This window comes from Komagataeibacter saccharivorans (assembly GCF_004348195.1).
GTDB lineage: Bacteria > Pseudomonadota > Alphaproteobacteria > Acetobacterales > Acetobacteraceae > Komagataeibacter > Komagataeibacter saccharivorans.
Window position 1 is genome coordinate 2,885,596 of sequence record NZ_CP036404.1, and the last position, 19,305, is coordinate 2,904,900.

Below are 19,305 nucleotides of genomic sequence, written 5' to 3' on the forward strand. Positions count from 1 at the left end.
TGTACCTACCAGTCCGCGGCGATATGCTCTAGATGGCGCTTGTAAGGCGATGGCGGTTTATGACCGATGCCGTCTCGTTATATTCCATCACCTGTTTGAAAGGAGCTGTCCCATGGCAGTTGAACGTACCCTCTCCATCATCAAGCCCGATGCGACCCGTCGCAATCTGACCGGCAAGATCAATGCCGTGTTTGAAGACAACGGCCTGCGCATCGTCGCCCAGAAGCGCATCCAGCTCACGCCCGCAACCGCTGGCGCGTTCTATGAAGTGCACAAGGAACGCCCGTTCTACAACGACCTGGTGTCCTTCATGGTATCCGGCCCGGTCGTGGTGCAGGTTCTCGAAGGTGAGAACGCTGTCCTGAAGAACCGCGAAGTGATGGGTGCGACCGACCCCAAGAAGGCCGAAGCCAACACCATCCGCGCGCAGTTCGCCGAAAGCATCGAAGCGAACTCCGTCCATGGTTCGGACAGCCTTGAAAACGCGAAGAACGAAATCGCGTTCTTCTTCGCCGGCACCGAAATCCTGCCCTGATCCTTACGGACCGGAAGGATGCGGGGTTCTGCCCCGCCCATGTAAAAGCCGGCCTATGGGCCGGCTTTTTTCATGCCCGGATGGTTCCGGCCTTATACGGACAGCAGGCTGGCCGCCGCATCCGGCACGGGCGCGCCCGCGGGGTCCAGCACGCGCAGCAGGGCGGCCGGATACAGCCTGTGTTCCTGCCGTAATACGCGCGCGGCCAGCGTGTCGGGCGTATCATCGTCCAGAACGGGCACGGCTGCCTGCCCGATGACGGGGCCTTCATCCATGCCCTGCGTTACCCAGTGGACCGTGCAGCCATGAATGCGCGTGCCGTTTTCCAGCGCGCGTTCATGCGTATGCAGGCCGGGGAAGGCTGGCAGCAGGCTGGGATGGATGTTGAGCATCCGGTCCGCCCATGCACTGGTCAGGAACGGGGTAAGCAGCCGCATGTAGCCCGCAAGGCAGATATATTCCACGCCTGCCGCGCGCAGCGCCGCGTCCAGCGCGCGCTCATGCGCCTCCCGGTCCCGGCCATAGGGGCGGTGGTCGATGGCGTGGGCTGCAAGTCCGGCTTCGCGCGCCACGTCCAGTCCCGGCGCGTCGGGATTGTTGGACAGGACAAGGGCGATCCGGGCGGGATAGTCCGGTTGCGCGCACGATTCGATCAGCGCGCGCATATTGCTGCCGCGTCCGCTGATCAGGATCGCGATCGGTTTCTTGTGCGTCACCACGGGTTCAGTCACGCAGTCCGGGCAGGCTGTCGAAGGCCAGCGTGGCCGGGGCGTCCGGGGTTTCGCCCTGCGCGATGGACCCGATGACGAAGGCCTGCTGCCCGCGTTCGGCCAGACGGGCAAGGGCCGCCGCGCTGTCGCGCACGACCAGCACCATGCCGATGCCGCAGTTGAATACGCGCAGCATTTCCTCGGTCGTGACATTGCCGGTGCTGGCCAGCCACTGGAACACGGGCGGGATCGGCCATGCGGACCCATCAATGACGGCGCGCATGCCCTTGGGCAGCACGCGGGGCAGGTTGCCCGGCAGACCACCGCCGGTGATGTGCGCCGCCCCCACCAGCAGCCCGGCATGGTGCAGGTCCAGAACCTGATGCACATACAGGGTCGTGGGCGTCATCAGGGCCTCGCCCAGTGTCTGGCCATCGGCGAAGGGGCAGGGCGCATCCCATGCCAGCCCGCTGCGGGTGACAATGTTGCGCACCAGCGAGAAGCCGTTGGAATGCACGCCAGCCGAGGGCAGGCCGATCAGCGTGTCACCGGGCTGGATGCTGCCCGGCAGAAGCGCCGTGCGCTCCGCCGCGCCAACTGAAAAACCGGCCAGGTCATAGTGGCCGGGGGCGTACATGCCCGGCATTTCCGCCGTTTCGCCACCGACCAGCGCGCAGCCGGAATCGGCGCAGCCCTTTGCGATGCCACGCACCACCTTCGCCGCATCGTCAATCGACAGCCTGCCCGTTGCGAAATAGTCCAGAAAGAACAGGGGGGTCGCGCCCTGCACCACCAGATCGTTCACGCACATGGCGACCAGATCGATACCCACCGTTTCATGCAGTCCGCTTTCGATGGCGATCATGAGCTTGGTGCCCACGCCATCGGTGCATGACACAAGGATGGGATCGGAAAAACCGGCGGCCTTCAGGTCAAACAGCGCGCCGAACCCGCCAAGGCCACCCATCGTGCCGGGGCGGTCCGTCGCGCGGGCGGCAGGCTTGATGACTTCGACAAGCGCGTCACCCGCGGCAATGTCCACACCGGCATCGCGGTAGGTGGCGCCTGGTGCTGTATCGGCGGGGGAGGCAGGCGGGCGGGGCGGACGTCATGCGGCGGGCCTTTTCGTAATCAAACTATCACTTCCGGACTCCCGCAGGCAGGCTATGGAAACCGCAGCACGGAACCGGGGATCGAACGGACTTCCGGCTTTCTTTACGTCAAGGCGGGGCAACGCACAAAGCGGTGGTTGAGCGCACGAAGCTGAAAACGGATGAAAACGCGCTTGGCGGCGCGATCGGGCAACTGGTGTTGCCGTTTGCCCACACGCCCCGATTCGCTGCGGATGATTTCGTCTTTTCCGCCTCCAACGCCGCTGCGCGAAGCTGGCTGCTTGGTCCCACCCCGTGGCCGGACCGCAGGCTGGCCCTGTGGGGGGCGGCAGGCACGGGCAAGACCCACATGCTGGAAATATGGGCGCAGATGCACGATGCGCTGCTGTTGCAGGGGCCCAGCCTGTCTCACGGGCATGTCGCCGCGCTGTTTGGCGCGGGCGGCCACGCGCCGGTTATGGCCATCGTGCTGGACGAGGCCGACTGCTGCACGGATGAACGGGCGCTGCTGCACCTGCTCAATACCGCCCGTGAACACGGTATCGCCCTGTTGATGGGCGGGCGTGAACCGCCTGCGCGCTGGCCGGTCGTGCTGCCGGATCTTGCCAGCCGCCTGCGCGCGACCATGGCCGTGGCCATACGCCAGCCCGGTGACGGGCTGCTGCGGGTGCTGCTGCTGCGGCTGCTGGCGGAACGCCAGATTGTCGTATCGCAGCCGGTGGTCGAATGGCTTCTGCGCCGCCTGCCGCGTACCGCCCTTGCCATGCAGGAAGCCGTGCGCAGGCTGGATCATGCCGCCCTTGCCGATGGGGGGCGGGTCACGCGCGCCCTTGCCACCCGCGCGCTGGCGGACATGCTGGTGGGGACAATGATGGCGGAGGGGAAGGAATCCGAACCCGAAGCCTGAATGGTCCCTGATCCGGACGGCCTGCCGCACTGGCTCTGGTCAAGGCGTGTGCTGCTGGCCTAGAGTCGGACATAATCATAAGAGTGCCACCCAAGCGGGAGAGCGAGACAATTGGCCAGATCGCCACGTAACCCTTCCACCCCCGCAGCAAAGGCGCCGCGTGTCCGGCGGCGTGTCGCAACAGGGCGACAGGTCGCGTTGCGCGAACCGGCGGAACCCCTGCCGGACGCCACGTCGCCCGCGCGGTTCATAAACCGCGAACTGTCTTGGCTGGATTTCAACCAGCGCGTGGTGGACGAGGCCGACAACCCCCGCAACCCGCTGCTGGAACGGGTGCGCTTCCTGTCGATCAGCGCCAGCAATCTGGATGAATTCTATTCCGTGCGCGTGGCCGGTCTGGTGGGACAGGTGCGCGAAGGACTGCTCAAGACCTCGCCCGACGGGATGACGCCCCAGCAGCAGCTTTCCGCCGTGCGGGAGCGCACTGGGCGGCTGTTGCAGGAACAGCAGCGTATCTGGCGCGACCTCCAGCGTGAACTGGAAGCGGCGGGTATTGTCCTGTGTGATGAGGTCTCGTTCACGGCGGAAGAACAGGCGTGGCTGGAAAACTGCTTCATGGAGCGTGTTTTCCCAGTCATCACGCCCCTTGCGATAGATCCCGCCCATCCGCTGCCCTTCCTGCCGAATATGGGCATCGCGCAGGCCCTGCGGCTCATGAACGCCGAGACCGGCCAGTTCGTGATGGAGGCGCTGATCCTGCTGCCCGCGCGGATCGAGCGTTTCATCCGTCTGCCCGCAGGTCTGTCCCCGCCGGGCAAGACGCGCTTCATCCTGCTTGAACGCCTGATCGTCATGTGCATCGGCCATCTGTTCCCCGGTCTTGTGGCGGGGGAATGGGGTGTGATGCGCGTGGTGCGCGATACGGATGTCGAGTTCGAGGACGAGGCCGAGGATCTTGTGCGCTCCTACGAATCCGCCCTCAAGCGGCGCAGGCGTGGCGTGGTGATCCATCTCGACATCGAATCCCGCATGCCCGAGGATCTCGCCCGCTCCATGGCCGAGGGGCTTGGCCCGCCGCCGGATGAGGTGTTCGTCCAGTCAGGGCTGATCGGGGTGGTGGACCTCAAGCAGCTTATTGTCGATGACCGGCCCGACCTGCTGTTCCCGCCCTATACCCCGCGTTTTCCCGAACGGATCGTCGATTGCGGGGGCGACTGCTTTGCCGCCATCCGCGCGCGGGACATGATCGTCCACCATCCATTCGAAAGCTTCGATGTGGTGGTGCAGTTCCTGCGGCAGGCAGCGCTTGACCCCGCCGTGGTGGCAATCAAGCAGACGCTGTACCGCACGTCGCGCGACAGTCCCATCGTGAAGGCGCTGATCGAGGCGGCGGAAGCGGGCAAGGCCGTGACCGCCATGGTCGAACTGCGCGCCCGGTTTGATGAGGAAGCCAATATCCGCCTTGCCCGCGCGCTGGAAGCCGCGGGGGTGCAGGTCGTGTTCGGCTTCTCCGACCTCAAGACCCATGCCAAGCTCAGCCTTGTGGTGCGGCGTGAAGGGGCGGCGCTGCGGTCGTACGCCCATTTCGGCACGGGCAATTATCACCCGATCACCGCGCGTATCTATACCGACCTGTCGTTCTTCACGTGCAACCCGGAACTGGCGCGCGATTCGGCGCGGCTGTTCAACTACATGACCGGCTACGCCATGCCCGCGAAGATGGAGGCGATCGCGTTTTCGCCCGTAACCATCCGCCGCACGCTGGAAGACCTGATCGCGGGCGAGATCGCCCATGTGCAGGCGGGCAGGCCGGGCCAGATCTGGCTCAAGATGAATTCGCTGGTCGATCCCGACCTGATCGACCGGCTCTATGCCGCGTCATGCGCGGGCGTGCGGATTACGGCGGTGGTGCGCGGCATCTGCTGCCTGCGGCCCGGCGTTCCGGGGCTGTCGGAAAATATCAAGGTCAAGTCGATCGTGGGGCGTTTTCTGGAACATGCCCGCATCTATGCCTTTGGCGACGGCCACCGGCTTCCGTCCAAACATGCGAAGCTGTACATATCCTCGGCGGACTGGATGCAGCGCAACATGGACTGGCGGGTTGAAAGCATGGTGCCCATGCTTGACCCGCAGATTCATGCCCGCGTGCTTGACCAGATCATGATGATCGACCTTAAGGACAACCTTCAGTCATGGATACTGCAGCGCAACGGGGTGTGGCGTCGGCTGGAGCCGGGACGCAGGCCGTTTTCATCGCATGAGTATTTCATGGAGCACCCGTCCTATCCGGGGCGCGGCAAGGCAGGGGGCGAGGCCCCGATCCGGGTCAGTGCCTCCCAGCCCTGGCATGCGGAACAGACTATTGAGGACTGAGGATTACGGTATGGGCGCGGTCATGGCGGCACGGGCGGGCAATGTATGGGGCTGGATGTGACGGGCGGTGGGGGTTTCCGCCGTTCGGCGGTCATAGATCTTGGATCTAACTCCGTCCGGCTTGTGGTGTTTGATGGTATCTCACGCAATCCGATGCCCATCTTCAATGAAAAGGTGGTGTTGCGGCTCGGGCGCGGCCTGAATGCTACGGGGAGGCTGAATGAAGAGGCTCTGCCACTGGCGATGGAAGTCATGGCCCGCTTCAACGCCATCGCGCGCGGGATGGAAGCAAGCCCGTTTGAGGTGCTGGCCACAGCTGCCGTGCGCGATGCCAGCAACGGGCCGGAATTCGTGGCGGGCCTGAAATCGCGCCTGCCTGGCGTGCCGATCCGCATACTGAGCGGGGAGGAGGAAGCCGATTATTCAGCTACCGGCGTGCTGTGCGGCATACCGGACGCCAATGGGCTGGTCGCGGATATCGGCGGGGGGTCGCTGGAACTGATCCGGCTGGAAAATGGGCGCAAGCTTGATGCCTGCACCCTGCCGCTGGGGGTGATCCGGCTGAATGAACGGGCCGATGGCGATCTGGCCCGTGCCCGCGCGCTGACGGATGAAGACCTGTCGGGCGTGGACTGGCTGGATGAGGTGAAGGGGCAGAACCTGTATCTGGTGGGCGGTGCTTTCCGCGCGCTGGCGCGCATGCAGATCGTGCGCACGGCCTATCCGCTCAATATCGTGCATCTCTACCATCTTGGGCCGGATACGGCGCGGGAGATGGCGGACTGGATCATCAGCGCGGGCAAGCGTTCGCTTGAACGCCTGCCGGGCGTGCCGCGTAAACGGCTGGAAGATGCGCCTTTCGCCGCGACCGTTCTGCGTCGGCTCATGCGGCGCACGCAGTCCACGGGGCTGGTCTTCTGCGTCGATGGGCTGCGCGAAGGGTGGTACATGCGCAATGTGGCGGCCAGCGTGGCGGGAAATGACCCGCAGGACGCGGTCGCGCGCGAAATGTGCGGCATGCTTGGCCGCAGCATGACCCTGCCGGAACGGCTGGCGGACTGGACCGTCCCGCTTTTCCCGGACGAACGCGAAGATTTCGCCCGCCTGCGTGGCGTTGCATGCTGGCTGTCGGATGTGGGTGCGCATGATCACCCCGAATACCGGGCGGAACAGACCTATCTGCGTATCCTGCGCATGCAGGGCGTGGGGTACACCCATCAGGCGCGGGCCTTCCTGTCGCTGACGCTTGCGGTACGGTACGGGGCCGACCTGTCGGTGGCCTATCTGCAGCCATCGCGCCAACTGCTCGACCAGGATGATTTTGCCCGCGCCGTGGTGCTGGGGCAGGCGTTGCGGCTGGCCTATACCGTAAGCGGCGGGACCGAGGGACTGCTGGATGGCACGCGGCTGGAATGTGAAGGGGACATCCTGTCCCTTCATTTCGCGCCGGGGCGTGACGTGGTGCAGGGTGAAAGCGTGCGCCGCAGGCTGGAACGGCTGGGCAATGCGATGGGCATGGCGGTCAGGATACGCGACCACTGAAGCGATGCGCCCCTTGGGCGGGGCGTGATTGCGGGTAGCAGCGGGACAGGCGGAACATGGGCATACGACACGGACACACGCGCGACCTGCTGCTGGTTCGTGGCGGCACGGTGGTCACCGGGCAGGCATCGCTGTGCGTGGACGTGCTGTGCGGCGGTGTGGGGGAAATCCTTGCCGTAGGTCCGGATCTGGAGGTGCCATCGGGCTGCGCCGTGGTGGATGCGGGTGGCCTGCTGGTCCTGCCGGGCGGTGTCGATCCCCGCACGGGCATTGGTGCGGATGAAGCCGGCTTTGCCCGTACCGTTGAGGCGCTGGCGGGTGGCACGACCACAATCCTTGACGTGATGCGACCCGACGGCGGCGATCTGGTTGCGGCATGGCGCGACTGGCGGCATGCGGCCCGTGGCGCGCATACCGATGTCGGGCTGCATATGGATCTGCCCGGTTATGAAGCGTCCGTGTCCCGCGCCATGGAAGAACTGGTGACGTGTCACGGCGTCAATTCCTTCGTGCTGTCCATGATGCGCGGTCGGGAGGATCGCGATATCCTGCAACTGGCCGGTCATGCGGCAGGGCTGGGTGCGCTCAGTCTGATCGAGGCGCAGAATGCGCAGGCGATCGCCTGCCTGCGTGATGAACTGGAACAGGCCGGTATCAGTGGCAGCGAGGCCTGTCCCTTATACGCTCCGCCACCGGTCGAGGCCGAAGCGACCGCGCGTGCCATCATGCTGGCCGGACTGCGCGGCGCGCCGGTGCAGGTTGGCCCGGTTTCCACAACCCAGTCCGTCGCGGCCCTTGCCGGTGCCCGGTTGTGCGGCCAGCGCGTGGAAGGTCACGTGCTGGCCGCCCATCTGGTCATTGATGAAGCCGTCTATGATCCTGAAGGCGATGCGGGGCATGAGTGCTACATAACCATTCCGCCATTCAGGGACATGGCCCATCGCCGTGCGCTGTGGGGGGCGCTGGTATCGGGGAATGTGGGCATGGTGGCCAGCGGCTTTTCCCCCGGCGGACGTGACGGGCTGGATGCGGGGCTGGCCGAACGGATGCGCGTGGTCTGGCAGTATGGCGTGCGTTCGGGCGTGCTGACGGTGGAAGAATTCGTGGCCGTTACAGCCGAAGCCCCGGCCCGCGCCTTCAATATCTATCCGCGCAAGGGGGCGATCATGCCCGGTGCGGATGCCGATCTGGTATTATGGGACCCGGAGGCGGAGGAACGATGCCCGCCGGACGCGGACAGTCTTTATGCCGGGATCATGCTGGGCGGTCGTGCCGTGCAGGTGGTGCGCGGCGGTATGACGGTGTGGAAAAACGGTGATGTGCAGCCCGGTGGCGGATATGGGGCCTATGTGCCGCGTCCCGCCTTCCGTTCCACGCTGTCCACGCATATGCGACAGGCGAGCCGGCTGTCGCTACGTGACGGGAATATATAGGGTCCAATACAGTAATGGCTTTTGGCTTCCCTTTAACCGGGGTGACAATGTAAGACTGGGTCCCATATATTATAAATAACACCATGAAATGGCTGTTCCGGCTGTCTGCCTTGAGGGGGGTGAGGCAGTCCTGTGGCCACGCTTAGAGGGAACAGAATTGACGGGGACCAGACACGACGTTCGTTTCTATGTTGGAAACGAATATCATACCTTGGCGGATATCGCGCCGACACGCACGCTGCTGGACTGGCTGCGTGAAGACCGTGGCCTGACCGGCACCAAGGAAGGCTGTAACGAAGGCGATTGCGGGGCCTGCACGGTACTCGTGGTCAGGCTGGAAGGGGACCGGCTGGTCTGGCGGGCGGTCAATGCCTGCATCCAGTTTGTCGCCATGCTGGATGGCGCGCAGGTACTGACGATCGAGGACATGCGCGCCCCGGATGGCAGCCTGCACCCGGTCCAGCAGGCCATGGTGGACCAGCATGGGTCGCAATGCGGCTTCTGCACGCCGGGTTTCGTCATGTCGATGGTGGCCGGGCGCAAGGCGGACGGGCTGGCGCAGGACGAACATGGCATTGACGACATGCTGGCGGGCAACCTGTGCCGCTGCACGGGGTATGCGCCCATCGTGCGCGCCATGCGGCAGGCCATGCAGGCTGGTCCCGATCATTTCGACGCCATGGCGCAGGACATGGCCGACCGTCTGCGCCGCCTGCGCGACGGGGCCACGGTCGATATCAGCGGTCCGACAGGCCGCCTGACCATTCCGGCCACCGCCGATGCGCTGGCCAGCACGCTGCTCGCCAGTCCCGATGCGCGCATTGTGGCCGGGGCAACCGATGTCGGGCTGTGGGTGACAAAGGGGCTGCGCGTGCTGCCGCATATCGTCCCCATTGGCGGCATTGCCGATCTGCGCCGGATCGAGCGCGGGCCGGACGCCCTGTATATCGGGGCCGCCGTAACGTGGCAGGAAGCCCGTGCTGCCCTGACTGAAATACTGCCCCAGCCGGATGATGAGGTCATCCGCCGCATCGGCTCGGTGCAGGTGCGTAATGCCGGGACGGTATGTGGCAATATCGCCAACGGATCGCCCATCGGTGATGGACCGCCGGTCCTGATCGCGGCGGGTGCGCGTCTGCACCTGCGTCGTGGCGATGTGCGGCGCACCATCGCGCTGGAAGACTTCTTCATTGATTATGGCAGGCAGGACCGTGCGGCAGGCGAGTTTGTGGAAGGGGTGAGCATTCCCGTGCCCGGACCGCAGACCGTTATCCGGGCATGGAAAATCTCCAAGCGGTTCGATCAGGACATTTCCGCCATCCTTGGCGCGTTTTCCCTGACGATCACCCCCGATGGCACCATTGAAAACGCCCGCGTGGCATTTGGCGGCATGGCGGCGACACCGCGCCGCGCCAGTCGCACGGAAGCAGCGCTGGCGGGTCACAAATGGGATGAAACCACGCTGGAAGCCGCCCGTCAGGCGATTGCACAGGATTTTGCCCCCATTACCGATATGCGTGCCAGTGACTGGTACCGCCGTACGGTCGCTGCCAACCTGCTGACACGGCTTTACGCCGATTGCGGGCCGGATGCGGCACGCGCGCCGATCAGTGTGCGCACGGCCTGCAAAGCTGCCGGAGAACACGCCCATGGCTGATGGAAACAGCTTCGTCACGCCCGTCGCGGGCGATGGTATCGTGCCGGGCGGGGCCACCCGCAGCCTGCGCCATGAAAGTGCGGCCATGCATGTGCAGGGCAGCGCGAACTATATCGACGACCTGCCCGAACCCCGCGGCACGCTGCATCTGGTGCCGGGGCTGAGCACGCGCGCCCATGCCCGCATCCTATCCATGGACCTGAATGCGGTCAGGCAGGCCGAAGGCGTGGTGGGGGTCTATACCGCCGCCGATATTCCGGGCGATAACCAGATCAGCCCGGTGGGCAAGGGCGATGAACCGCTGCTGGCGTCCGATCTGGTGTCGTTCTACGGCCAGCCCCTGTTTGTCGTTGCCGCGACGACACGGGGTGCTGCCCGTCGCGCCGCCCGTCTGGCGCAGGTGGAATATGAAGACCTGCCTGCCATACTGGACGTGGCACAGGCTCGCGCGGCCGGTAGCCCGATGGTGTGGCGGCCAATGGAAATGAAGCGTGGCGACGCGCTGGCCGGTCTGGCCCATGCACCGCGCAGGCTTTCGGGCCGCATTACCGTGGGCGGGCAGGAACATTTCTATCTGGAAGGGCAGATCGCCCTTGCCACGCCGGGGGAGGAGGGGGAGATGACCGTCATTTCCTCCACCCAGCATCCGACCGAAACCCAGCACATGATCGCCCATGTTCTGGATCGTCCCGCCAACCTCATCACGACCGAGGTGCGGCGCATGGGCGGCGGCTTCGGCGGCAAGGAAACGCAGGCCAATGCCTGCGCCTGCCTTGCGGCGCTGGTGGCGGACCGGACCGGACGCGCGGCCAAGATGCGTCTGGACCGCGACGACGACATGACGATGACCGGCAAGCGGCATGATTTCGTCATTGATTACGATGTCGGCTTTACCGATGAAGGGCGCATCCTTGCGGTGGACATGCTGCTGGCCGCGCGTTGCGGCTGGTCCGCCGACCTGTCCGGCCCGGTCATCGACCGTGCCCTGTTCCATGCCGATAACGCCTATTTCTATCCCGATGTGCGGCTGCGTTCCGAACCGCTGCGCACCAATACGCAGTCCAACACCGCCTATCGCGGTTTTGGCGGCCCGCAGGGCGTGGTCGCGGCGGAACGGGTGATCGAGGAAGTGGCCTTCGCCACCGGCCTTGATCCGCTGGAAGTGCGGCTGCGCAACGTATACGGCACGCATGACCGCAACGTGACGCCCTATAACATGGTGGTCGAGGACTCGATCAGCGCCGAACTGGTGCCCGAACTGGCCCGGCGCTGCCATTACGCGGCGCGGCGCGCGGCCACGCGGGCTTTCAATGCGGCCAGCCCCTATCTGCGGCGGGGCATCGCGCTGACGCCGGTGAAGTTCGGCATCTCCTTTACCGCCACCCATTACAATCAGGCTGGCGCGCTGGTTCACGTCTATACCGATGGCTCGGTTCAGGTGAACCATGGCGGCACCGAAATGGGGCAGGGACTGCATACCAAGATGGTGCAGGTCGCCATGCGGGAATTCGGCCTTGGCACGGATCAGGTCCGCATCACTGCCACCACCACGGGCAAGGTGCCCAATACATCCGCCACCGCAGCGTCCAGCGGGGCGGACCTTAACGGCATGGCGGTGCTGGACGCCGTGCGGCGCATCAAGCGCAGGCTGGTTGAATTCGCCGCTGCCCACTGGAACGTGGGCGAGGACGAGGTGCGCTTCGCGCCTGATGGCGTGCATGTGGGCAGCAAGGTCATCGCATTTTCGCATCTGACACGGCAGGCCTATTTTGCGCGTGTGTCGATGTCGGCCAACGGGTTTTACAAGACGCCCAAGATCTCATGGAACGGTGATACGGGGCAGGGGCGTCCCTTCTACTATTTCGCATATGGCGCTGCCTGTTCGGAGGTCGTGATCGACCTGCTGACGGGCGAGACCAGGATCGAGCGTGTCGATATCCTGCACGATGCCGGACAGTCGCTTAACCCGGCGCTGGACATTGGCCAGATCGAGGGGGGCTTCGTGCAGGGTGCGGGCTGGCTGACATGCGAGGAACTGGTATGGGACCGCAATGGCCGCCTGCGCACGCATGCGCCCAGCACCTACAAGATCCCGGCCTGTTCGGATCGTCCGCGCATATTCAATGTGGAACTGCTGGAAAACACGCCGAACCGCGAACACACCATTTTCCGGTCCAAGGCGGTGGGCGAACCGCCCTTCGTGCATGGGGTTTCGGTGTTCATGGCCATTTCCGATGCGCTGGCCAGTCTGGATAACTATCGCACCTGTCCCGGACTGGACGCCCCCGCCACACCGGAAATGATCCTGCGCACGGCGGAGCGCATGCGCCACGGCAGCGCGCCTGCCTGACCCGTCATGAACATGACAATGCGTGCGGATCTGGAGCGGTGGCGGCATGAAGGCCAGCCCATCGCCCGGATACGCGTGTCGGCCGCGCGGGGGTCAACCCCGCGGGAGGCCGGCACTTTCATGCTGGTCACGCCTACAGCCCAGACCGGCACGATCGGGGGCGGCGATCTGGAATGGAACGGTATTCAGGCCGCCCGCGACCTGCTGGCCCGTGGCGGCAGCCCTGTTGACCTGCCGGTCAGTCTGGGCGGCCATTCGGGTCAGTGCTGCGGGGGGGAGGTGGTGCTTACCCTTGATGTGCCCGATGCCGGTGCGCTGGACGGGATCATGACGGCGCTGGAATGCGAACGTCACCGCCAGCCGCTGCTGCTGCTGTTCGGGGCGGGCCATGTCGGGCGTGCGCTGGCGCATGTGCTGGCCCCGCTGCCGCTGCGGCTGGCATGGTGCGATTCGCGGCCCGAGGAATTCGGTGCCGTCATCCCCCCCGGTGTGAAGGTGCATGATGACGGAAACTGGGAACGGCTGGTTGCCACCGCCCCGCCGGGATCGGGTGCGCTGGTCCTGACACAGAGCCACGCCCTTGACAGCCTGATTGTTGCGTCCATCCTCGAACGCGGGGATTTCCGGTATGTCGGGCTGATCGGCTCACACACCAAGCGCCGCCGGTTTGAAGCGGGCTTTCGTCAGATCGGCCTGCCGGAGGAGCGGATCGCCACCATGATCTGCCCGATCGGGGACAGGGGCGTCCGTGACAAGCGCCCCCCGGTCATCGCGGCACTGGTGGCGGCAGAAATTATCACGCATTTCCTGCACCCTGCGTGCCGGGATGGTGAGGGAGACGGGATGACCAGACCAGATGAATGATCCGCTAGCCCGTACGCCGCGCATGATGCGCCTGCATGCGCGTGGCATTTCGTATTTCAACGCCGTGCGGGAATGCCGTTCCATACGCGAGGCGGCGCGGCGGCTTAACGTCACGCCATCCGCCCTGACACGCCAGCTTGCCCAGATGGAAGCGGAAATCGGCGCGCCCCTGTTCGACCGCCTGCCCGATGGCATGGTGCTGACGGAAGTGGGCACGATCATGGCCCGCCATATCGTAACGGTCATGCAGGACGCCGCGCGGACGGAAGAACAGATCAACGCCCTGTCGGGCCGTCATGACGGACGGCTGCGCATCATGGCGGTGGAAGGGATCGCGGGCCAGCTCCTGCCTGCCCTGCTCGAACGCATCATTTCCGCCTATCCCGCCGTTGAACTGCATGTGGAGGTGGGGGCACCCAAAACCATCGTATCGGCCCTGCAGGACGGACGGGTGGATCTTGGCATCGCCTTTTCGCTGGCCCTGTATCCCGAACTGCGGCGCGTGGCGGTGGCGCATTTTCCCGTGGGTGCGGTGGTGCGCGCCGATCATCCGCTGGCGCATCTGCGCACCGTCACCATCGAGGAATGCGTGGCCTACCGCCTGATCCTGCCCACGCGCACCCTGTCGCTTTACCGCGTCATGGAACCCATGCTGCGGTCGTGGCAGGACCGGCTGAACGTGGTGCTGCATACCGGGTCGATCGAGCTGACCAACCGCATGGTGCAGGCGGGGGTGGGGCTGGCGTTCCAGTCGCCGCTGGCCGTGGGCGTGGGACCGGGACACGATACCCTGCGGCACGTCCCGCTGCGTGACACGCGCGCGGTGACCGATCTGGGGGCCTATGTGCGCGAATCCCGCTGGCTGCCTCCGCTGCTGGAGACGGTAATCGAGGAACTGCGCCAGGAACTGCGCCGTGTGCAGGGTGTCAGCGACGAGCGCGTTGTCTGACCCTCGTTGCGTTTTTGGCAACGGAACGATGAAATCATTATACTAGACGAAACACCCCCCGCCCTGATTAGATTTCCCCATCACGGTGCGGTTGGGGGATATCCGTCATGGCGTCGGGGGACGTCAGACGGGACTGCATCAATAAACGAAAAATACAGACGGGGATCCGCATATGGACACCAACACGCAGGCAATAGCCGGGGGGCTTGCAGCACTGGATGCGGCAGTGCGACGGGATCTGGAAATCATCCGGTATCCCCGCAAGGAATGGATACCTCCCATGGAGCGCGACGGCCAACGCGTGCTGGATGTGGCCATTATCGGCGCAGGACAGGGTGGTCTTGCCACTGCATTCGCGCTCAAGCGCAGCAATATCACCAATGTCCGTATTTTCGACCGTGCCGGCCGGGGTGGGGAAGGCCCGTGGGTGACGTTCGCGCGCATGATCACGCTGCGTACGCCCAAATACGTGACCGGCCCGGACCTTGGCGTGCCGTCGCTTACGCCGCGTTCATGGTACGAAGCCCGTTATGGCGCCAAGGCATGGGAAGAACTGGACAAGATTCCCCGTGATGACTGGCAGGCCTATCTGGACTGGTATCGCGATATCCTCGACCTGCCGGTTGCAAACGATCACGAATTCACTGGCGTTACATGGGACGATGGCCTGCTGCGCCTGTCCTTCCGCCGCCCCGATGGATCGACCCATGTGCATTATGCGCGCAAGCTGGTGCTGGCCACCGGCATCGAGGGCTGTGGTGCGTGGCATGTGCCCGACTTCATCCGCGATACCCTGCCGCGTGACCGTTATGCCCATACATCCGAAGCCATTGATTTCGCAGCCCTGAAGGGCAAGCGCATTGGCGTGCTGGGTGCTGGTGCATCGGCGTTCGATAACGCGGCGACGGCGCTGGAACAGGGTGCGGGCAGTGTCACGCTGTGCCTGCGGCGTAAGGAAATCCCGTCCATCAACCCGTATCGCTGGATGGAGAACACCGGCTTCCTCGCATACTATCCCGCCCTGTCGGATGAACTGCGCTGGGGCTTCATGCGCCGGATTTTCGATCTGAACCAGCCGCCGCCGCAGGATACGTTCTGGCGTTGCCGTCGTCACAAATCCTTTTCCTTCCGCACTGGCTGTCCGTGGACGGGCGTGCGCATGGATGGTGACGAGATCGTGGTCGAATCACCCACCGGCGAAATGCGATTCGATTTCGTAATCATCGGCACCGGTTTTGCGACCGATCTGTCGCTGCGGCCCGAAACGAAATCCTTCGCGCCGTCCGTAGCACTATGGGGTGAGCGGTATACCGCGCCGGCCGGTTCGGAAAGTGCTGTGCTGGAAAGCTACCCGTATCTGGGTGATTCCTACCAGTTCCAGCCGCGCCGCGCGGATGACCCGCTGGCGCCGATGCTGGCCAACATCCACAACTTCACGTTCTCGGCCACACCCAGCATGGGGCTTTCCGGCGCGTCCATCAGCGGCATGCGCTTTGGTGTGGAACGTCTGGTGCGCGGGCTTGGGCGTGACCTGTACGTAGCGGATGGCAGGCAGCATCTGGAAAGTCTGCTGGCCTATGACGTGCCGGAACTGGTCAGCCTTGACCCGCCTGTTGCATGATACGTCCCGGGTAGATCTATCCATTCGGGAGAAAGTGAACAGATGAGCAGCGCAGCAAGCGTTTCACCTTCCGCGCCGGGAACACCCGGCGCGGCGGGGCATGATGACCGCAAGGTTCCCCCCGTGGCCGATATGGCGCGTATTATCGGCCTGTCGATACCGGCGGCCTGCCTGCCCGATGTCGTGGCGAATACGGCCCTGCTGCAGGGTTATGCCGACCTGTTGGGCGGGTTTGCGCTGCCTGATGACTGCGAACCCGCCTACGAGTACACACCATGAGCGTCGTGACATGCTCCCGCGGGGCCGCGCTGGCCATCGCGGCGGATGTGCGCGCGGGTCGTCGCACCGCGGTATCGGTCGTGACGGGCGTGATCGCGGATATGGAAATCCGCGATACGCGCTTTAACAGTGTCACGCGTATCCTCGGTGCTGCCGCCGTGGCGCAGGCCGAGGAAGTGGACCGGGCGGTAGCGGCGGGTAAGGACCCCGGCCCGCTGGCTGGCGTGCCCTTTGGCGTGAAAGACCTGTTCGACGTGCGTGGCGAAGTCACCACGGCAGGTTCCATCGTGCTGCGTGACAACCTGCCCGCCACGGCGGACGCCACGGTCGTCGCACGCCTGCGTGCGGCAGGCGCGGTGCCGGTCGCCACGCTGAACATGGATGAGTTCGCCTACGGCTTTTCCACCGAAAATGCCCATAGCGGCACAACCCGTAACCCGCATGATCCGGCCCGTCTGGCCGGTGGTTCATCAGGCGGGTCGGCGGCGTCCGTCGCGGCGGGGATGCTGCCCTTTACGCTGGGGTCGGACACCAACGGCTCCATCCGTGTCCCGTCTTCGCTGTGCGGGGTGTGGGGCCTGAAGCCGACCTATGGCCAGATGCCCCTGAAGGGTGTTTACCCGTTTGTCGCAAGCCTTGATGTCGTGGGTCCGATGGCCAGCACGGTCGAGGACCTGCAGGCCGTCTACAGCATCATGGCCGGTGCGCCGCCGCTTGCGCTGCCGGATGTGGGTGACGTGCGCGTGGCGCGGTTGGGTGGCTGGTTCGCCAGTAATATCAGTCCTGAACTGACGGCGGGCATTGATGCGGTCATGGCCCATCTGGGGCGTGATCGGGTGATCGAACTGCCCGAGGTCGCGCGTGCGCGGGCCTCCGCTTTCCTTATCAGTGCGGCGGAGGGGGGCAACCTGCACCTGCCGCGCCTGCGCCGCCGCGCCATGCAGTATGACCCGGCAACACGGGGCCGCCTTATGGCCGGGGCCATGCTGCCCGCTGCCACTTTCGTGCAGGCCCAGCGTTTCCGTCGGTGGTTCCGTGAACAGGTCCACGCCGCCCTTGCGCAGGCGGATGTGTTCATAGCGCCCGCGACGGTCGGGGTTGCGCCGCGTATCGACCAGCCTACCATCACGCTGGATGGTAAGACTGTGTCCGCCCGCGCCAATCTGGGCATTTTCACCCAGCCGATCAGCCTTACGGGGCTGCCGGTGCTGGCGGCGCCGCTGGCGGGTGATGGCCTGCCGCTGGGCATCCAGCTTATCGGCAGGCCGGGTGGCGAGGACAGGCTGTTCGCGGTGGCAGGTGAACTGCAACGTGCCGGTCTGGCGCGCTGCCAGCCACTGGATGCGGGTTACGCCCGAAAGGATAGCGGATGCTGAATACGCCGCGTTCATGCCGGGGGATGGTGACATCCCCGCACCATCTGGCCAGTCAGGCCGGGCTGGATGTGCTCAAGGCCGGTGGTACCGCGCTGGAAGCCGCCGTTGCGACGGCGGCGGCGCTGGCTGTCGTCTATCCGCATATGACCGGGATCGGTGGCGATGCGTTCTGGCTGACCATGTGGCCCGATGGGCGGGTGGAAACCATCGATGCCTGCGGCGCTGCGGCGCAGCGGGCCGATGCCGGTTTTTACCATGCCGCCGGGCTTGATGCGATTCCCTGGCGTGGGCCGCTTGCGGCCAATACGGTCGCGGGCACGGTATCGGGATGGGATATGGCGCTGGCGTGGAGCCATGAAGTGGCCCCCGGCCTGCCGCTGGGCCGCGTGCTACGCGATGCGATATACTATGCTGAACAGGGCGTGCCCGTTACCGCCAGCGCTGCAGACATCACGCGTGAAAAGGCCGGTGAACTGAAGGATGTGCCCGGTTTCCGGGACCTGTTCATGCCCGGTGGCCGCCTGCCGCAGGTAGGTGACATCCTGCACAATCCCCGTCTGGCCGGGACATTGCGGCAACTGGCTGATGAAGGACTGTCCAGCTTCTACCATGGTACGGTTGCGCGTGAACTGGCCGCCGACCTGCGCGATCTGGGCAGCCCGCTTGCGCTGGCCGACCTGCAGGCGCACAAGGCCAGCCACCAGCCAGCACTCCATGCCCGTATCCACGGGGCTGACCTGTTCAACATGGCCCCGCCCACGCAGGGCGTCGCATCGCTGCTGATCCTTGCGCTGTTTGACCGGCTCAAGGCCGCGAAGGCGGATGATTTCGATTACCTGCATGGTCTGGTCGAAGCCACCAAGCAGGCGTTCCGCTACCGTGATACGCATGTGGGCGATCCCGCCTATATGACGGTGCAGGCGCAGGACATTCTTGATGACCGCAAGGCGCTTGACCGCATGGCGCATGCCATTGATCCGGCGCATGCGGCCCCGTGGCCGTGGCCATCGCATGCAGGCGATACGGTGTGGCTGGGCGTGATCGATTCCGACGGTCTGGCCGTCAGCATGATCCAGAGCCTGTATTTCGAATATGGTTCGGGCATCGTGCTGCCGCGCACCGGCGTTGTCTGGCAGAACCGTGGCACCAGCTTTGGCCTTGATCCCGAAGGGTGGAATGGCCTGCGCCCCGGTCGCAAGCCGTTTCATACCCTCAACCCCGCAGGCGCGCGTTTCGATGACGGACGCACCATGGTGTACGGCACCATGGGCGGGGAAGGACAGCCACAGACGCAGGCCGCCATCTTCAGCCGTTACGCGCGGTATGGCGTGCCGTTGCAGGCGGCTGTTACCGCCCCGCGCTGGCTGCTGGGCCGTACGTGGGGCGAGACGAGCGTCAGCCTGAAATATGAAGACCGCTTCGATCCGGCGGTCATCGCGCGCATGCAGGCGGCGGGCCACCAGATGGAACGCGTCGAGCCGTTTTCATCCAGGATGGGACATGCGGGCGCGCTTGTGCGTCATGCGTCCGGCCTGCTGGAAGGGGCAACCGATCCCCGCAGCGATGGATGCGTGGCGGCATGGTAGAGGAGACAGTC

At 65.0% G+C, this 19,305-nt stretch carries 15 protein-coding genes; 13 read left to right on the plus strand and 2 right to left on the minus strand.

Annotation, left to right across the window (positions count from 1 at the left end; translation table 11 throughout):
* The first annotated feature begins 112 nt into the window (after nt 1-112).
* Nucleotides 113-535: a nucleoside-diphosphate kinase gene (ndk, locus tag KSAC_RS13255; RefSeq protein WP_102324503.1), complete on the plus strand. Its 423-nt coding sequence runs from the start codon at nt 113-115 to the stop codon at nt 533-535.
* 92 nt (nt 536-627) lie between these two features.
* Here ndk and purN read toward each other — a convergent pair whose 3' ends face one another.
* Nucleotides 628-1,251, minus strand: coding sequence for a phosphoribosylglycinamide formyltransferase (gene purN, locus KSAC_RS13260; RefSeq protein WP_132306285.1), 624 nt, complete (start codon nt 1,249-1,251; stop codon nt 628-630).
* A 7-nt stretch (nt 1,252-1,258) separates the two neighbouring features.
* A complete protein-coding gene (gene purM, locus KSAC_RS13265; protein WP_132305782.1) occupies nt 1,259-2,287 on the minus strand; it encodes a phosphoribosylformylglycinamidine cyclo-ligase in 1,029 nt (342 codons plus the stop codon).
* A gap of 203 nt (nt 2,288-2,490) precedes the next feature.
* On the opposite strand from purM, the gene KSAC_RS13270 reads away from it, so the two are divergent.
* The 12 genes from KSAC_RS13270 to KSAC_RS13325 all read left to right on the plus strand — a co-directional run bounded on the left by KSAC_RS13270 (nt 2,491) and on the right by KSAC_RS13325 (nt 19,294).
* A complete protein-coding gene (locus tag KSAC_RS13270) occupies nt 2,491-3,264 on the plus strand; it encodes a P-loop NTPase family protein (protein WP_132305784.1) in 774 nt (257 codons plus the stop codon).
* Between the two features lie 111 nt (nt 3,265-3,375).
* Nucleotides 3,376-5,637: an RNA degradosome polyphosphate kinase gene (locus tag KSAC_RS13275; protein ID WP_110547094.1), complete on the plus strand. Its 2,262-nt coding sequence runs from the start codon at nt 3,376-3,378 to the stop codon at nt 5,635-5,637.
* 45 nt (nt 5,638-5,682) lie between these two features.
* Nucleotides 5,683-7,179 carry a Ppx/GppA family phosphatase gene (locus KSAC_RS13280; RefSeq protein ID WP_102324499.1) on the plus strand — a complete coding sequence of 499 codons (1,497 nt, stop codon included), beginning with the start codon at nt 5,683-5,685 and terminating at the stop codon, nt 7,177-7,179.
* A gap of 56 nt (nt 7,180-7,235) precedes the next feature.
* Nucleotides 7,236-8,612, plus strand: a complete 1,377-nt coding sequence (locus tag KSAC_RS13285; RefSeq protein ID WP_132305786.1) for an amidohydrolase family protein — start codon at nt 7,236-7,238, stop codon at nt 8,610-8,612.
* A 157-nt stretch (nt 8,613-8,769) separates the two neighbouring features.
* Nucleotides 8,770-10,269, plus strand: a complete 1,500-nt coding sequence (gene xdhA, locus KSAC_RS13290; RefSeq protein ID WP_132305788.1) for a xanthine dehydrogenase small subunit — start codon at nt 8,770-8,772, stop codon at nt 10,267-10,269.
* Nucleotides 10,262-12,619, plus strand: coding sequence for a xanthine dehydrogenase molybdopterin binding subunit (xdhB, locus tag KSAC_RS13295; protein ID WP_165927326.1), 2,358 nt, complete (start codon nt 10,262-10,264; stop codon nt 12,617-12,619). The genes xdhA and xdhB overlap by 8 nt, the downstream gene beginning before the upstream one ends.
* Nucleotides 12,620-12,625: 6 nt before the next feature.
* Nucleotides 12,626-13,483, plus strand: a complete 858-nt coding sequence (xdhC, locus tag KSAC_RS13300; protein ID WP_132305790.1) for a xanthine dehydrogenase accessory protein XdhC — start codon at nt 12,626-12,628, stop codon at nt 13,481-13,483.
* A complete protein-coding gene (locus tag KSAC_RS13305; RefSeq protein ID WP_102324495.1) occupies nt 13,476-14,432 on the plus strand; it encodes a LysR family transcriptional regulator in 957 nt (318 codons plus the stop codon). The genes xdhC and KSAC_RS13305 overlap by 8 nt, the downstream gene beginning before the upstream one ends.
* 172 nt (nt 14,433-14,604) lie before the next feature.
* Nucleotides 14,605-16,053: a SidA/IucD/PvdA family monooxygenase gene (locus tag KSAC_RS13310; protein WP_102324494.1), complete on the plus strand. Its 1,449-nt coding sequence runs from the start codon at nt 14,605-14,607 to the stop codon at nt 16,051-16,053.
* Nucleotides 16,054-16,095: 42 nt separating this feature from the next.
* Nucleotides 16,096-16,332 carry a DUF4089 domain-containing protein gene (locus tag KSAC_RS13315; RefSeq protein WP_102324493.1) on the plus strand — a complete coding sequence of 79 codons (237 nt, stop codon included), beginning with the start codon at nt 16,096-16,098 and terminating at the stop codon, nt 16,330-16,332.
* Nucleotides 16,329-17,708, plus strand: coding sequence for an AtzE family amidohydrolase (locus KSAC_RS13320; protein ID WP_132305792.1), 1,380 nt, complete (start codon nt 16,329-16,331; stop codon nt 17,706-17,708). The genes KSAC_RS13315 and KSAC_RS13320 overlap by 4 nt, the downstream gene beginning before the upstream one ends.
* On the plus strand, nt 17,702-19,294 hold the full coding sequence (locus KSAC_RS13325; RefSeq protein ID WP_132305794.1) for a gamma-glutamyltransferase family protein: 1,593 nt from the start codon (nt 17,702-17,704) through the stop codon (nt 19,292-19,294). Before KSAC_RS13320 ends, KSAC_RS13325 begins: the two co-directional genes overlap by 7 nt.
* The last annotated feature ends 11 nt before the right edge of the window (nt 19,295-19,305 follow it).

Coding starts and splice junctions, on each gene's coding strand:
- KSAC_RS13325 (WP_132305794.1), top strand. CDS start 17,702: ATGCTGAATACGCCGCGTTCATGCCGGGGGATGGTGACATCCCCGCAC.
- KSAC_RS13285 (WP_132305786.1), top strand. CDS start 7,236: ATGGGCATACGACACGGACACACGCGCGACCTGCTGCTGGTTCGTGGC.
- KSAC_RS13310 (WP_102324494.1), top strand. CDS start 14,605: ATGGACACCAACACGCAGGCAATAGCCGGGGGGCTTGCAGCACTGGAT.
- xdhC (WP_132305790.1), top strand. CDS start 12,626: ATGAACATGACAATGCGTGCGGATCTGGAGCGGTGGCGGCATGAAGGC.
- ndk (WP_102324503.1), top strand. CDS start 113: ATGGCAGTTGAACGTACCCTCTCCATCATCAAGCCCGATGCGACCCGT.
- KSAC_RS13305 (WP_102324495.1), top strand. CDS start 13,476: ATGAATGATCCGCTAGCCCGTACGCCGCGCATGATGCGCCTGCATGCG.
- xdhB (WP_165927326.1), top strand. CDS start 10,262: ATGGCTGATGGAAACAGCTTCGTCACGCCCGTCGCGGGCGATGGTATC.
- KSAC_RS13280 (WP_102324499.1), top strand. CDS start 5,683: ATGGGGCTGGATGTGACGGGCGGTGGGGGTTTCCGCCGTTCGGCGGTC.
- KSAC_RS13320 (WP_132305792.1), top strand. CDS start 16,329: ATGAGCGTCGTGACATGCTCCCGCGGGGCCGCGCTGGCCATCGCGGCG.
- KSAC_RS13315 (WP_102324493.1), top strand. CDS start 16,096: ATGAGCAGCGCAGCAAGCGTTTCACCTTCCGCGCCGGGAACACCCGGC.